The organism is Corynebacterium kefirresidentii, from assembly GCF_016599755.1.
Classification (GTDB): Bacteria; Actinomycetota; Actinomycetes; order Mycobacteriales; family Mycobacteriaceae; genus Corynebacterium; species Corynebacterium kefirresidentii.
Map to the genome: position 1 here is coordinate 1,354,138 of NZ_CP067012.1, position 15,102 is coordinate 1,369,239.

The 15,102-nt window shown below is 56.7% G+C and carries 12 protein-coding genes; 8 read left to right on the forward strand and 4 right to left on the reverse strand.

Annotated features, from left to right (window positions below; genetic code table 11):
• Window positions 1–2: 2 nt before the first annotated feature.
• Entirely contained in the window at window positions 3–1,325 is a 1,323-nt protein-coding gene (locus I6I12_RS06540; RefSeq protein ID WP_200287493.1) for a DUF2254 domain-containing protein, read from the forward strand.
• A gap of 24 nt (window positions 1,326–1,349) precedes the next feature.
• Here the strand turns inward: I6I12_RS06540 and I6I12_RS06545 are convergent, their stop codons facing one another.
• The gene (locus I6I12_RS06545; RefSeq protein WP_023021519.1) at window positions 1,350–2,714 is read right to left on the reverse strand and encodes a PFL family protein; all 1,365 of its coding nucleotides are present in this window, start codon (window positions 2,712–2,714) and stop codon (window positions 1,350–1,352) included.
• On the reverse strand, window positions 2,715–2,984 hold the full coding sequence (locus I6I12_RS06550) for an ACT domain-containing protein (protein ID WP_023021520.1): 270 nt from the start codon (window positions 2,982–2,984) through the stop codon (window positions 2,715–2,717).
• 103 nt (window positions 2,985–3,087) lie between these two features.
• Here I6I12_RS06550 and I6I12_RS06555 point away from each other — a divergent pair, with 103 nt between their 5' ends.
• From I6I12_RS06555 to I6I12_RS06575, 5 genes are all read left to right on the forward strand, one after another.
• Complete coding sequence (locus I6I12_RS06555) at window positions 3,088–3,762, forward strand: NAD(P)H-binding protein (RefSeq protein WP_200287494.1); 675 nt, start codon at window positions 3,088–3,090, stop codon at window positions 3,760–3,762.
• A gap of 21 nt (window positions 3,763–3,783) precedes the next feature.
• Entirely contained in the window at window positions 3,784–4,749 is a 966-nt protein-coding gene (locus I6I12_RS06560; RefSeq protein WP_023021522.1) for a nucleoside hydrolase, read from the forward strand.
• A gap of 181 nt (window positions 4,750–4,930) precedes the next feature.
• Window positions 4,931–5,641 carry an ECF transporter S component gene (locus I6I12_RS06565; RefSeq protein WP_198010473.1) on the forward strand — a complete coding sequence of 237 codons (711 nt, stop codon included), beginning with the start codon at window positions 4,931–4,933 and terminating at the stop codon, window positions 5,639–5,641.
• Entirely contained in the window at window positions 5,641–6,333 is a 693-nt protein-coding gene (locus tag I6I12_RS06570; protein ID WP_023021524.1) for an energy-coupling factor transporter transmembrane component T family protein, read from the forward strand. The genes I6I12_RS06565 and I6I12_RS06570 overlap by 1 nt, the downstream gene beginning before the upstream one ends.
• Window positions 6,324–7,460: a hypothetical protein gene (locus tag I6I12_RS06575; RefSeq protein ID WP_023021525.1), complete on the forward strand. Its 1,137-nt coding sequence runs from the start codon at window positions 6,324–6,326 to the stop codon at window positions 7,458–7,460. The genes I6I12_RS06570 and I6I12_RS06575 overlap by 10 nt, the downstream gene beginning before the upstream one ends.
• Before the next feature lie 74 nt (window positions 7,461–7,534).
• On the opposite strand, the gene I6I12_RS06580 is transcribed toward I6I12_RS06575, so the two are convergent.
• Both I6I12_RS06580 and can read right to left on the reverse strand, forming a co-directional pair.
• The gene (locus tag I6I12_RS06580) at window positions 7,535–8,110 is read right to left on the reverse strand and encodes a TetR/AcrR family transcriptional regulator (protein WP_023021526.1); all 576 of its coding nucleotides are present in this window, start codon (window positions 8,108–8,110) and stop codon (window positions 7,535–7,537) included.
• Between the two features lie 190 nt (window positions 8,111–8,300).
• Window positions 8,301–11,114, reverse strand: a complete 2,814-nt coding sequence (gene can, locus I6I12_RS06585; protein ID WP_023021527.1) for an aconitate hydratase — start codon at window positions 11,112–11,114, stop codon at window positions 8,301–8,303.
• Between the two features lie 327 nt (window positions 11,115–11,441).
• Between can and I6I12_RS06590 the strand changes: the two genes are divergently transcribed.
• Both I6I12_RS06590 and I6I12_RS06595 read left to right on the forward strand, forming a co-directional pair.
• Complete coding sequence (locus I6I12_RS06590; RefSeq protein WP_023021529.1) at window positions 11,442–11,915, forward strand: Rv1476 family membrane protein; 474 nt, start codon at window positions 11,442–11,444, stop codon at window positions 11,913–11,915.
• Window positions 11,916–13,633: 1,718 nt separating this feature from the next.
• Window positions 13,634–15,088 carry an NlpC/P60 family protein gene (locus tag I6I12_RS06595; RefSeq protein WP_023021530.1) on the forward strand — a complete coding sequence of 485 codons (1,455 nt, stop codon included), beginning with the start codon at window positions 13,634–13,636 and terminating at the stop codon, window positions 15,086–15,088.
• The last annotated feature ends 14 nt before the right edge of the window (window positions 15,089–15,102 follow it).

Genomic DNA, 15,102 nt, shown 5'->3' on the forward strand with positions numbered 1-15,102 from the left:
ACATGAAGACGCTACTGGAGAGGATGCCTGCCTGGCGGGAAAAGTTTTGGCTAATCCCTGCAGTGGCGGTGGCCGTTGCCGCCGTCAGCGCAGAGTTGCTCATCGCGGTCGGTAGCCGTTTTCGCGTGGCAGCCACCCCCTTTTATGATGGCAGCGCCGATAGTGCCCAAGGGATTCTAAGCGCGGTAGCTACCTCGTCGCTGTCCCTTGCTGGCACCCTTTTCTTCATCACGCTGACCGCACTTTCTGGTGTTGTCACAGTAATGGGGCCGCGCCTGCTGCATGAGTTTCTAAAAGATCGCTCTATACAATCGACCCTGGCGATCTATCTTGCAACCTTCATTTTTGCCCTTCTTTCTTTACGTGCGGTGCAAACGGGCGGTAATGGGAAAGAAGAATATGTTCCTTCCTTGAACGTAGCAGTAACGGTGCTGTTGGCCATCGCCTGCGTAATCTTCCTCATTTATTTCATCGTCCATATTGCCCAATCGATCAGTATGTCTCACGTAGTTCACGTGGTGGCCGAAGACGTAGAGGACCACATGCGCCGGCTCATCCGGCGGGGCGAAGAGGAAAAAGCGGCCAAGGCTCCTGGGCCAGAATTTTACGTGGATGCGGAAAAGCGGCGCAGCAGTGGAACTGGCTACCTCAAGTTCGTCGACTATGACGCCATTGCGCAGGCAGCGGCACGGGAGAATTGCGCGGTGCACCTCGGCGTGGCGCCGGGTGACTTGGTACTGGAAGGCGAGGTTATCGCGCACGGTGTGCCGCGCCTGCCGGAAAATGTTGAGCGCCATATCGTGCTCACCCAGTACAGGGAGCATGCCTCAGCTCACGACCCTCGTTTTACCGCCCGGCACCTGGCGGAGATTGCTGCCCGCGCATTGAGTACTGGTGTCAATGATCCGTACACGGTCATCGATATCATTGACCGCTTTACCCAGATCCTCACCGTCATCGGGGATAAGCGGCTTCCGCAGGGCATTGTGCACGTTAACGGCGAGTTTCGCCTCGATTACCAAACGTTCAGCTATGAGGAAATTGTGGAGGCGATGTTCACGCAGATTCGGCGGGACGCCGCCGATAACGCGGAGATTTACCTCAGTTTGCTGGATAACCTGGCCAAGGTAGTGGCCCTTTTGCGCACTGCTGAGCGCCGGAGCGTGCTTGCCGACGCCGCCCGGGCCATCTACTCTGATGCCCGCCGCCAAGTTGGCGGCGAGGTGGAATTAAAACAGCTGGAATCTTCCTACCAGCATTTCCAGGACAACCTCGCCGAAAGGGCGGAGTCGGAAAAACCTGGCGAAGAGCACGCCGCGGACTAGGCCGCGGCGCGGTTGCCGCTCTCCTTAGTTGCGGAATCCATGCACTGGGGCGGGGATGAAGCCGCCGCGGTTAATGAACTGCGCATTACCCACTTTATTGACCGGGATTACCGGTGCGTAGCCCAGGAGGCCGCCGAAGCTCACCTCGTCGCCCACCTGGGCGCCAGGAACCGGGATCACGCGTACCGCCGTGGTCTTATGATTCATCACGCCGATGGCGGCCTCGTCAGCAATCATGCCCGAAATGGTCGCGGCCGAGGTATCGCCCGGCAGCGCAATCATGTCAAAACCCACCGAGCAAATGGCGGTCATGGCCTCCAGCTTGTCCATGGAGATAGAGCCGGACTTAACCGCATCGATCATGCCCTTATCCTCGGAGACTGGGATGAAGGATCCAGACAGACCGCCGACGCGGGAGCAGGCCATCATGCCGCCCTTCTTTACGGCGTCGTTAAGCAGAGCCAAAGCAGCGGTTGTACCGTGCGTGCCTACCTGGTCTAGGCCCATGTGCTCAAGGATGTGGGCCACCGAATCTCCCAATTCGGCAGTAGGGGCAAGCGAAAGGTCGATGATTCCGAAGGGCACGCCAAGGCGCTCGGAGGCCATGGTGCCCACCAGTTGCCCGGCGCGGGTGATCTTGAAAGCGGCCTTCTTCACTTCTTCCGCTACCTGGTCCAGGCTTGCCCCTTCAAGTGATCCCAAGGCGCGGTCGACAACACCTGGGCCAGAAACGCCGACGGAGACTACGCAATCGGGTTCTTCGATGCCGTGGAACGCGCCGGCCATAAATGGGTTGTCACCCACAGAGTTAGCAAAGACCACCAGCTTGGCGCAGGCAATGGCGGAATTGTCCTTGGTCAGCTCGGCAGCTTCCTTGATAACCTCGCCCATCTTCCTTGCCGCATCCATGTTGATACCGGCGCGGGAACTGGCGATATTGACGGAGGAACACACGACGTCAGTCGTAGCCAGCGCTTCTGGAATGGAACTTATGAGCTTTTGTTCCGCGGTGGTAGCGCCCTTTTCGACCAGAGCGGAATAGCCGCCCACGAAGTTGACTCCTACCTCTTTGGCTGCCTTGTCCAGTGCCTTTGCGGCGTCGACGGGGTTTCCTTCTACACCGGCTACCACCAAGGATATTGGGGTCACGGAGATACGCTTATTTACGATGGGGATACCCAGCTCGCCTTCGATGCCTTCGCATACCTCCACTAGGCGCCCGGCCTGCTGCGTGACGCGGTCATAGATGGCCTGGCAGGTAGCGTCCATGGTGGATCGGGTGCATCCAAGGAGGGAGATGCCCATGGTTACGGTGCGGATATCGAGACGATAGTTCTCAATCATCTCGATGGTGTCCAAGATATTAGTGGTATTAAAACGCGTGCTCATTTAAATCTCATTCATGGCGGTGAAGAGGTCTTCGGACTGAATGCGGATGGACTGGTGCTTTTCTTCCGCCACGGGGCGCATATGCTCCTTGATGGTCTGGATGGAGACCTTATCCGCATCAAATTCGACGCGGAGGATCATGGTGAAGTAACCGCCCATGAGTGTTTGGGACACGTCAATGACGTTGATATCGAGTTGGGCAAGGGTAGTGGTCACCGCGGCGATAATGCCGGTGCTATCGGCTCCGGTGACGGTCATAATGGCATACATGCAAGCAATTCTATCTGCTCGCTGCAGCCACCGCCGCCATTTTGCCACCGGTACTGGCCGGGGTCGCTGCGGGCAAGAGGCGTCGTTGTTACGGTGGGGAGGTATGACTGATAAAAAGAAGATTCTGTACATCGGTGGACATGGCAAGGTCGGCCTGTTGGCCGCCCCAAAGCTGGTGGAGGCCGGACACGAGGTCCACTCCCTTATCCGCAACCCTGAGCAGAAGTCTGAGATTGAAAAGCTCGGCGCGACCCCAGTATTGGCCGATATTACTGAGCAGACCGTTGCGCAGTGGGCGGAGCTTTTCGCCGCTTATGACGCCGTAGTGTGGGGCGCTGGCAACGGCGGCCGCGGTGGGGCAGACCTTACGTGGGCCGTTGACCGCGATGGTACCCTCGCCACCCTCGATGCTATGGAGACGCTGCAGCAGGAGGGAAAGAACCTGCCTGCCTACCTCATGATTTCCTATGTCGGTTCCCAGGAAGCCACCACGGATCCCGCCGACGAGAAGTGGTATGCCTACGTTGAGTCCAAGAAGGAAGTGGACAATCGCCTTGCTCAGGCAGAGTTTCCGCACCTTATCCTCAAGCCAGCAATGCTGACCGAGGAACCAGCACAGGGGCTGGAGCAGATCGAGGATAAGGCGCTACAGGAGTCCATGACTTCTTCGCGCGAGCTGGTCGCCGATGTCATCGTCGAGGCCCTCGGCCGCGAAACCCTGCCGGAATCCCCGCTCGCCTTTGTAGATGGCGATAATCCAGTGAGCTCCATCAAGTAAGGCGTTAGACTGGCTGGCACTATGATTGCCACGCCTCCAGCTATTTTAATTGATTGTGACCCCGGCATAGATGATTGCCTCGCCCTGATGTATTTGGCGGGCCTTCATCATGCCGGGGATATTGAGCTGGTGGGAGTTACCACCACAGCCGGCAACGTCGAGGCCTATCAGACTGCGGCCAATGCCCGCTGGATTCTGGATTTGTGCTCGCTTGCCGATGTCCCCGTAGCCCCCGGCTTGCCGCACCCCTTAAAGGTGGGTCTCACGACAACCCCTGAGACCCATGGTCCGACGGGATTGGGCTATGCCACTGCACCTACTACCACGCTGCACCACAGCGATTGGCAGCGTCTATGGAAAGAAGCACTAGCCGCTCATCACGATCTGCAGTTGATTGTTACCGGGCCGGTCACCAATCTTGCAGCATTTGAAAAAGCCCATAGTGAAGCCGTCGCGCAGTTTGGCGCCATTACCATCATGGGTGGCGCGGTTAACTACCGGGGAAATACCACCCCGACCGCGGAATGGAACTTTTGGGTTGATCCGCACGCCGCCGCCCAGCACTTTCATTCATCTGCCCCGCGCGTTCCCACCACACTATGTTCGCTTGAGCTAACAGAGCAGTTTCTCATTACCCCACAGCGCCTAGAAGCGGTCATGGAATTGTTGCACGGACACCCTATGGCGCACATCCTGCCGGATGTGTTGCGCTACTATTTTGAATTCCACCAGGCGCAGGGGGAAGGCTATCAGGCCCAAATCCACGACCTTTTGACGTGCATGATCGCCTTGGGGCAGATCGACTTTGAGGTTGTAGAGACTACTGTTGATGTCGAAGCGGAATCGCCGCTATTGCGGGGGACGAGCGTTGCGGACTTGCGAAATCACTGGGGCCGGGCCCGCAACGCACGACTGGTTACGAGCGCAGATATGGAAGCCGCGCATCAAGAATGTCTGCGGGGGTTTACACTATTGGCTTCACGCTAGTGGCTTTTAAAGAGCAGAACCTCTACTATTATCCGCGGCGCACGTGCTGTGCGGGATCGCTTTCCGAGGTGACATAGGAAAGCAGCACTATCCGCGGTCGGCGTTTTCTATGCCTTTTTTCTGTATATGGATTTGGACTTTTATTGTGTCACAGCTTTCTCTCACCCCCGCCCGCAAGGCCATGGTCATCGCGGGTGCATTAGTCGTAGCCGCGACTTGGATCTACCTGGTGCTTTTGCGCCCCACGGACTGGCATTCTGTTGCTGGTTCGACTGAAGCGCTCGTTACCCTGAGCGGCTATCTTATCGGCGCCGCGCTCCTGCTTGCCGGCACCGTGCCGGCTTTACCAGCGCGAACCATCGCCATCATCCCGGTGGCGCTCGTCCTTAATATTGTCGTTGGTGAAATCATTGGTTCAATCGGCATACCTCTCTATATCGATTCCGTGGGAACTATCCTGGTAGCCGCGCTTGCCGGTCCCATTGCTGGCTTGGCTACCGGCACGCTGTCTTCTGTCGTCTGGGGCTTGCTCAACCCCGCTGCTTTGCCTTTCGCTGCAGTGTCCGCCGCCACGGGATTCCTATCCGGATTCGTCATCAAGAAGGGCGCATTTACCAAGGTATGGTGGGTCATTCTCAGTGGCGCCGTCATTGGCATTGTCTCCGGCATGCTCGCCGCCCCTGTCGCTGCCTTTGTTTATGGCGGTACTGCGGGTCTTGGTACGGGCGCGGTTGTCTCGCTCTTTCGCGAGCTGGGCAATTCCCTTATCGCCTCGGTTACCCTGCAGTCCTTCATCTCAGATCCCCTGGATAAAACGCTGGTTTTCCTCATCGTCTGGGCAGCGGTAAAAGCTTTGCCGCAACGCACCCGTGAATCGCTGCAACCACGCTGATGAGCCGCCTCCATCCTGCCACCGTCGTCACCATTGCGGCCTGCGGCTGGCTTCTTACCTTGGCGCTAAACACCCCAGTGGCGTCGGCAAGCGTCATGCTCGTTGCCCTTGCCTGCGGTACTGTATCTACCCGCAACGCCTCCGTGATTTTGACTACGATTGCACTGAGCGTGCCCGCGGCCCTTTCCATGCTGGTCATTCATGCTCCCTACGGTGACACCCCAGTTGCGCCTCTGCTTACTGCCGACGGCCTAATACTCGCCGGTAGCCTCAGCCTCCGCTTCTGTGCGCTCATGGCCTGCTTCATCGCGGCAATGGCGGCGCTGCGCATCGCGGATATCGCCAAATGGCTGCAAGTCTCCCGCGTCGGACACAAGGTCGCGTATGTGGTTGGTTCCTCCCTACAGACCTTGCCCCAAGGTGCGCATGCCTGGCGATGCGTCCGTGAAGCCAACCAATTAGCCGGAATCACCATAACCTGGCGCAATACCATCTCTCGCGTCATTATTCCTGTCATCGCTCGCCTCCTCATCCAAGGAACTCAACGCGGCCAAGCCCTGGCCGCCATCGGGTTCGACCAGGAAGGGAAACGCAGCTTATTGCGGCCCGTTGCCGATTCCAGGTTGTCCCGAGTCTTACGCTTCCTTATCCCGCTAGTGTGCCTTGCGGTGGTGATTGCTAGATGGATCTAGCCCACCTTCGCCCCACCCCTGGGACCATCGTTCAGGTTCTCGTCGATCCTGATAAAGCAGTGGAAGATGTTGCGGCGCAGCTAGCGGAATCTCTGTCCACCGCAGCAATCATCGGCACGGATGCTTCCGCACAAATTAGTTTCCTGCGCGAGTCCTGCATTGAAGAAGTAGTACTAGGCCTGGAAAACGCGGGTGTGCCTGCGGAGGAGATGCAAGTCCGCGGGGACCATATGCTTAGCGCAGTGGGCCTTTCGGCCTACTGTGAACATGACCCCGCGCAGCTGTCTGGCGGCCAAACTCGCAGATTAGCCGCAGCCTGTGTGGCCATCCGCGAGCCTGCGATCATGATCATTTGTGAACCCGCAGCTGGCCTCGATTCAGAGTCGCGCGCACAAGTGATTAACCTTCTGCAGGCAATGCCGCATACCTGCGTTATTGCCGTCTCGAGTACTACCTGGCCAGAGCTAGGCGGAGAAATCATAGGAACAGAACCACTCGTAGCACCCCTCAACCTGCCGCGGGTATATGCGCGCGGGCGGCAGGGGAGCATAGGCCCGCTAATTGCCCAGCGAGGACCAAAGAAGAAAAGGTGGTGGCAATTTTCCCAGCCCACCGGAACAACTTTTAGCGTCGGCCCCGTAGAAATCCCCACCGTGGAAGCCGGGGTGACATGGTTGCGCGGCAATAATGGTAGCGGTAAAACGTCGCTCTTGCGCGCCGCCGCCGGGCTTGATGGCGGGGGAGTTGTACGAAATCTTCCCGCCCTTGCTATGCAGTCGCCGTTTGACCAGGCGGCATTTTCCACAGTGGAGGAATTTGTACCCAATGAAGCTTTGCGCAACCTGCTGGGATTAAATCCTGCTGATCATCCCTTAGATTTGTCATCATCACGCCTGCGGCTTGCGCAAGTGGCCCACGTTATTGGGCAGCACCGCCAGAAGGTGCTGCTCGACGAGCCAGATACCTTGCTTTCCGCCGCGGACCGATGGCTTATGCACCAACTAATCCACTACGGATTACAGTCCGGCAGTGCCTTAGTGGTTACTTGCCATGATCCGCAGTTTGTGGCGGAAATATCGACCTACGCCCAAGTCACGGAAAAGAAATTACCGTCACCGCACCGCTGAGCACATGCGAAAAGCTCCCGGCTATTGCGCGTTTCAAGTAACAAGCAGCCGGGAGCAGGACTGTTCAGACGGGATTAAGACAGATCCGCCTGACCGCCACGGATAGATTGCTCTACTAAGTCAAGGACTTTTTCCAGCTCTGCGGTTTCGCCCAAGGCGAGCCGGTTGATGAACCCATCCATAAACACCTCTAGATAGATAGCCAAGGTGTCGATATTAACATCATCGCGCAGGCGGCCCTTGTCCGCATTGGACGCCAAGCGTGCGCGCACGGCCTCGCCACGAACCGACTGGTTTTCCTTCCACCTAGCGGCGAAGGAAGGATCAGTGCGGAGGAGGGAAGTGATTTCCAAGCGAGTGGCTAGCCAATCGTGACGCTCAGGATGCTGGAGCATCTCACGCATAACCTCAACCAAGCCATTGTGGGCTACGACCTCGGCCTGACGGGCGGCATCTTCTTGCGCCAATGCAAGAAAGAGAGACTCTTTGTCACCGAAGTGGTGAAAGATTGCGCCGCGGGACTTGCCCGTTGCCTGTTCTAGTAGACGAACTGTAGCTCCCTCGTACCCGTGCTCTGCAAAACACCGGCGAGCGCCTACGAGAATGTCGTGCCGACGGCGGCTGAGTTCAGATTCGCTGACGATTGGCATAGTAGGCAACTCTCCTTAATGGGGAACGTCTAAAGAATAATAAATCAGTAATTTTGAATAAGAATAAAATCTATGCGACGAAACGCGGGGCCGCAGCGCCCTCTACTGGGGAGGGCGGTGCAACCCCGCGTTATCGACCGAACCTAGGCCCTTAGCCCCTTCAGGGGCTTAAGGATTGTGCGAAAAGCGCCTAGCTCTTGACCATCTGGCGCAGGACGTACTGCAGGATGCCGCCGTGGCGGAAGTAGTCAGCCTCACCCGGGGTGTCAATGCGGACGTCAGCGTCAAACTCGACGGTGTCGCCGGACTCCTTAGTGGCGGTGACGTGGACGGTCTTCGGGATGGAGCCTTCATTGAAGGCGGTGATGCCCTCAATATCGAAGGTTTCAGTGCCATCCAGCCCCAAGGACTCGTGGGACTCGCCCTGTGGGAACTGCAGTGGGATAACGCCCATGCCGATCAGGTTGGAACGGTGGATGCGCTCGAAGGACTCAGTGATTACAGCCTTTACGCCAAGCAGGTTGGTGCCCTTTGCAGCCCAGTCACGGGAGGAACCAGTGCCGTACTCCTTACCAGCGATGACTACCAGTGGAATGCCGGCTTCCTTGTAGTTCTGGCAAGCATCGAAGATGAAGGCCTGTGGGCCGCCTTCCTGGGTAAAGTCACGGGTGTAGCCACCAGTGACATCGACCAGCTGGTTAGCCAGGCGAATATTCGCAAAGGTACCGCGCATCATGACCTCGTGGTTACCACGGCGAGAGCCCAGGGAGTTGTAGTCCTTGCGTGCAACGCCGTTTTCATCAAGGTACTGCGCAGCCGGGGTGCCCGGCTTAATAGCGGAAGCAGGGGAGATGTGGTCGGTGGTGACGGAGTCACCCAGCTTCGCAAGAACGCGAGCGCCCTTGATGTCCTCAACCGGGTTTGGCTCGGTAGGCATGCCATCGAAGTAAGGAGCCTTGCGGATGTAGGTGGAATCCTCATCCCACTTGAAGGTCTCACCTTCCGGCACGTCCAAGTTGCGCCAAGCCTCGTCGCCCTTAAAGACGTCGGCGTAGTCAGCCTCGTACATCTCGCGGGAGATAGCGGACTGAATGGTGTCCTCAATCTCCTGCGGGGATGGCCAGATGTCCTTCAGGTAGACATCGTTGCCTTCCATATCCTGACCCAGTGGCTGTGCATCAAAGTCAAAGTCCATGGTGCCGGCAATGGCGTAGGCGATGACCATGATTGGGGAGGCCAAGTAGTTCATCTTGACGTCTGGGGAGATACGACCCTCGAAGTTGCGGTTACCGGAAAGAACCGCGGTGGCAGCTAGGTCATTCTCATTGATGGCTGCAGATACCTCATCCGGCAATGGGCCGGAGTTACCGATACAGGTGGTGCAACCGAAGCCGGAGAGGTAGAAGCCCATTGCCTCGAGGTCCTTCCAGAGGTCTGCACGCTGGAAGTAACCATCAACAACCTGGGAACCAGGGGCACAGATGGTCTTAACCCACGGCTTGGACTGGAGGCCCTTTTCTGCTGCCTTGCGGGCAATAAGACCTGCGCCCACCATCACGGATGGGTTGGAGGTGTTCGTGCAGGAGGTGATGGAGGCGATAGCGACCATGCCGTGGTCCAAGGTGAACTCGCCACCATTCTGGGACTCAACGGTAATCGGGTTGGAGTGACGGCCCTTTGCACCAATAGCGGAGGACTCGCCGTGGCCCTCGCGGGCCTTATTCAAACCGCCGGTGACGTCCTCCAATTCCGGAGCGCCGCCTTCTGCGGACATGCGCTTTGCCTCAACAGAGGTTTCATCGACGCAAACCTCGTCGGTGGTGTAGTTAGCCAAATCCTTGCGGAACTGCTCCTTGGCCTCGGTCAGCAGGATACGGTCCTGCGGGCGCTTTGGACCAGCAATGGAAGGAACAACGGTGGACAGGTCCAGCTCGAGGTACTCGGAGTACTTTGCCTCCGGGGCATCCTCTTCCAGCCACATTCCCTGCGCCTTGGCGTATGCTTCAACGCGGTCGATCTGCTCCTGTGGGCGGCCGGTGAGCTCGAGGTACTTGGTGGTCTCCTCATCAATTGGGAAGATCGCCGCGGTGGAACCGAACTCAGGGGACATGTTGCCGATGGTGGCGCGGTTAGCCAGCGGAACGGACTTGACGCCGTTGCCGTAGAACTCTACGAACTTCTGGACAACGCCGTGCTCGCGCAGCATCTCAGTGATGGTAAGTACAACGTCGGTTGCGGTAACACCGGTTGGAATCTCGCCGGTCAGCTTGAAGCCAACGACCTTCGGGATGAGCATGGATACCGGCTGGCCGAGCATCGCAGCCTCTGCCTCGATGCCGCCGACGCCCCAGCCAAGAATACCTAGGCCGTTTTCCATGGTGGTGTGGGAGTCGGTACCGATACAGGTATCAGGGTAAGCAAGGCCCTCGTTGTCGAATACAACGCGGGACAGGTACTCGATATTTACCTGGTGGACGATGCCGGTTCCTGGAGGTACAACGCGGAAGTTGGAGAAGTTCTCAGCACCCCAGCGAAGGAACTGGTAGCGCTCTTCGTTGCGCTGGTACTCAATTTCGACGTTCTTTTCCAGTGCATCGGTGGAGCCAAAGGCCTCAACGATGACGGAGTGGTCAATAACCATCTCGGCTGGGTTGAGCGGGTTGACCTGATCCGGGGTACCACCCAAGGCAGAGACCGCCTCACGCATGGTGGCAAGGTCAACAACGCAAGGAACGCCGGTGAAGTCCTGCATGAGCACGCGTGCTGGGGTGAACTGGATTTCGGTGTCTGGCTCCGCTTCCGGGTCCCAGTTTGCCAGGGCGTTGATGTGGTCCTTGGTTACGTTCTTGCCGTCCTCATTGCGCAGCAGGTTCTCTGCTAGCACCTTGAGGGAGTAAGGCAACTTCTCCAAGCCGGAGACGGTGTTGATGTCAAAGTAGTCATAAGACTTGCCGTTGACGTCAAGGGTCTTCTTGGCCTCGAAGGAGTTCAAGCTTTCAGTCACAGGGAGCTCCATTCCTTGTTGATAAACAGTGTGTTCTGTTTGGTACTCGTCGTCTGTCGTTACCGCGGGGCGGTGCTCTGCGTCTTCGGTCACTAATGTGACAGGACGCGACCATGGGGCCCGCAGTGCTGAAGGCGACAAAGAACGCGATGGTTCACCTAGATATTGTAGAGGCTAAAACCTTCGGTCGCTGCCATTGTAACAGTACAAGCGTTCTGTTTCACCTTTTAGGGAAAACCGGCGAGTTGAGGAGTTGGGTCGCTTCTAGCTGCCCGTATCTTGGGGGAGAAGTAGTTTAGTGGCCCTATATATAAGGAAGGGATTCGCATGGTTCCCGCAGGGGTAGATATATCTGACTTGGCGAATCAGCTCAAAGAGGATGGGGTGGCCTATACGGCCGCGGCGCTTAGTCACAATGCCACACTCAATGCGGATGTGAGCAAGGGGTTGCGGGACGGCGACGGCGTGGCCGTAGTTGATGTAATCGATGTTCGGACCCCCGACGTCCGCGACATTGCCCAAGAGCTTCAAGATGCCACGGGGTTGAACACGGTCATTGTCCAGACCCCACAACATGTCTCTTCGGTTAGTGATACTTATAGTCGAGCCGATATTGAGTCAGTACAGGCGCAACTGCCGCCCGGGCTTGACCAGGTGGACCTTCTGACTAAGTACTACGGAGGACTAGACCAAATCAGCTTCCCGGTGGCAACAGTCGTGGGAGCGGTTGCTGTGATTGCTGTGCTTGTCTTGGTTAGCTCTTTTATGGTGGCAAGCCGACGCAAGTCTGAAGGGCTGTAAGCGGACCCCAGGGGTATGAAAGGCAGGGCGCCTCGACATTGAGCGCTGGATCCGAGATTCCAAGTAACGCCTCTTGAACAAGGTGGAGACTGTAGGAAAATAGGTTTGTTCGAAAAAGTTTTAGATAAGTAGCTGAAACTTTTGCGAACCGTTTTAGGAGGAAAGTAATTTACGTAAAGACCACCAGGGGGTGGGGTAGAGGTGCCGGGCGGCGATGAACAAGTTGCTGTCTCGTTTATCCGTAGGAGTGCTGAAGGCGTCTAAAATTGGGTGCCGAAGCAGGGCCCGTATCCGATGACAAAACGATTAGGGGTGTCGGTGAAAGGTACGGGAAGGGCAGGGGAGGGGCAAAGTAAACCCTTAGGGGTTGACTCGGGGTAGGGGAGTGGTCGGTTTGCTTCCATGCTGTCCACAGGGGCCGGTTTGAAGCGTGTGTCCATCCAGGTGCCGTGTGATTAAAATCACAATAACGGGATGGTAACAAAATCATTGCAGGTTAGGTGCTCATGTTGAGTCATGTGAATTAACTTGACTCACGTGAATTGCGGGAAAATTGTGCGAAGCGGGCGTGTCGTGACGTAAGGTTCGGATGTCGACTCAGGGGACATTTCTTGCTTCCTGGGTTCATGGGCTTAGCCTTGACTGTCACGAGAGAACTCGCACGGGTATGTGGGGAAGCACGCCTCGAGCGAATGATGGAACATCGAGTGGCCGTTCTTGGAAGTCAATGAACCGGGCTCCATCGAAAGAGGTTGGGGATGCAAGTTAAAAACTTGAGCGATTGCAATGTTCGAAAAAATTAAACATCAACCCACCTTCCGTTTATGAGGTGAGACGGGTTCATTAGAACTCCACCGTGTGGAACTTTTGGTGCGAATCTTTCGATAGGGCAGAGCGCGAAGCTCAGAGCCACGAAAGGGGTGCACGGATAGGTCCATAGGGTTTTGGGTCTAGGAACTCCTGTTCACTCCGCCAGGGCCAGCTTCGTGTGGCCTGTTCATGGTTTGTGGCTGCTTGCCCTCGACGGCTCAGGATTGTTAAGGGGCTAGACCTTTTAACAAAGTCAGCCGGCGCCGCGGCGAGTCATGCCAGAACCCGTAGAGCAGTTCTCACGGCGCTCAGTGCAATAGAACGTGATCGGGGCATGCGGAATCTTGGGTTGTAAAACGCATCCTGGAACGTATGTCGCAAATATCGCGAACGAGAATGTGGACTTCGCAGTCATGGGAATTTCTGCTGTGAACATGTGAACAAAGGATATGTGTAGACCTTTTGCGCCAGCCTGTTGATTTTGGGCGAGTAGGCTTTTAATCAATTCAGCCGGATCCAAAGGTGTCTGATTTTCGCTGTTGTGGGGAAACAGTAGCGATTTAAGGCAGTCGGCTGGAAAGCGATAATGGTCAGGTTTTCCAGTTACAGCACGAAAAGTCCCTGGACTGTTGGGTGGTCCATAGAAACAACACGCCCGGAGTGAAGTCTCAGCCAATTGAGGCAGTCCATAACCATTTACCCCTCTAGTGTCTACGGGCGCTTGAGAATAGCTTCGCGTACCTATCTTTATCGTCTCGAGGCGATTTTCTAGTTACCCCGGTTAGACATGCGATAACGCCTGCGTTTGTGCGAAATAGGCAGGCGGGGAGCCCGGGCATTCCTATGCCCGGAAGCGGTGATGGGCACTTCTTAAAGGAACTGTGTGGGTCCAATCTAGGAGTATTTCAGTGGCCACCATTCGCCTTCCGCGCATTCGACATGTTCGCGCTTTCCTTGCTGCGGTAGTAGGTACCGCAGCCGTATCAACTCTTTCTACCGTAGCGCCAGCAGGCGCCGATGATTCACCGGCGGACAATGCTGGTGTAATCCAAGCACACGACTCAGAGCGTGCGGCAATTGACCGCGCGGTTAACAACGCAGACTCTTTGCAGGGGGCTGTTGAGGCTTCGCGTGCAGAGCTAAGTCGAGCGGAAGCTGATGTCGCTGCAGCCGAGGATCGTATCGCTCGGATCCAGAGCCAAATGGAACAAGTTAGCGACGATCCAGGGGCGAATGAAGAGTACCTTGCTAGCCTGCAGGGCGAGTTGGATCAGGCAGACAAAGACAAGCGAGACGCCGAGAATCGTGTGGTGCAAGAGCGTCGAGAGTTAGCACAAGATGAGGCTCGACTGAACGCTACCCAACGGTTTGCGGAGGCAACTTTTGCTCGCCAGCAGGGAGCGGAATCCCAGGAGGCAAACGAAAGCGGTCTTCAGCTCTCTCAGCAGGACACGCTTGATACCGGCCTAAATCCAGTTAATGAGCTTGACAATCAAAAGGCTTCCGACGCCGCGACGGTCAACCCTGAAAACTTGACCGAAGAAATCAAGTCAGAAAACTTTACCGATGAGGTTGTTGGGGAGGGGGTCCCGCAGGTTTCTGCTGGCCCGAACGCGTCCAATAATTCGGAAGAGCGAGGCGCTATCAACCAGGGTGGTACCGCTCCGGAAGCTGAATTTGGAAACGCCCTCAATCAGGGTGCTACCCCGAGGTTTCAGAACGTCGACTTCGCAACTGGGTCCTCTGTAGATGATGCGCTCGGACTTGCGAATGATATCGCTGCTGCAGTTGATGAGGACGATGTGCGCACCCTCATGCAGGGCTCATCTGACTTGCTTGGATTGGGAAGCCCGAACACTGCACCCGCTGCTAGCGCTGATGCGCCTGAGGTGGACGAGGTGACGGAGTCTGACGATGCTATTGCGGGCGCAGATGCTGGGCGTGATGCTCAGATTGAGGCCGTCATTTCCCGTGCTGAATCTCAGGTTGGTGTGCCTTATGTTTGGGGCGGCGGCGATAACAATGGTCCTACCGGTGGGCTCCGAGATGGCGGAGTGGCTGACTCTTTCGGTGATTTCAACCAGTCGGGCTTCGATTGCTCTGGCCTCGTAAAGTACGCCTACGCGGCAGCTGGCCTGGACCTGCCTCACTACACTGGCGCACAGTACCAGCAGGGCAAGAAGGTTCCTCGCGACAACGCGAAGCGCGGTGACCTTATCTTCTACGGTCCTGGTGGCAACCAGCACGTAGCTATCTACCTAGGTGACGGCCAAATGATTGAGGCGCCACAGTCTGGTCAGACTGTTTCAGTAGTTCCAGTTCGCTGGGGTGGCGCTACTCCCGACGTCGTGCGCCTTCTCTAATCTCCAACTTTTGG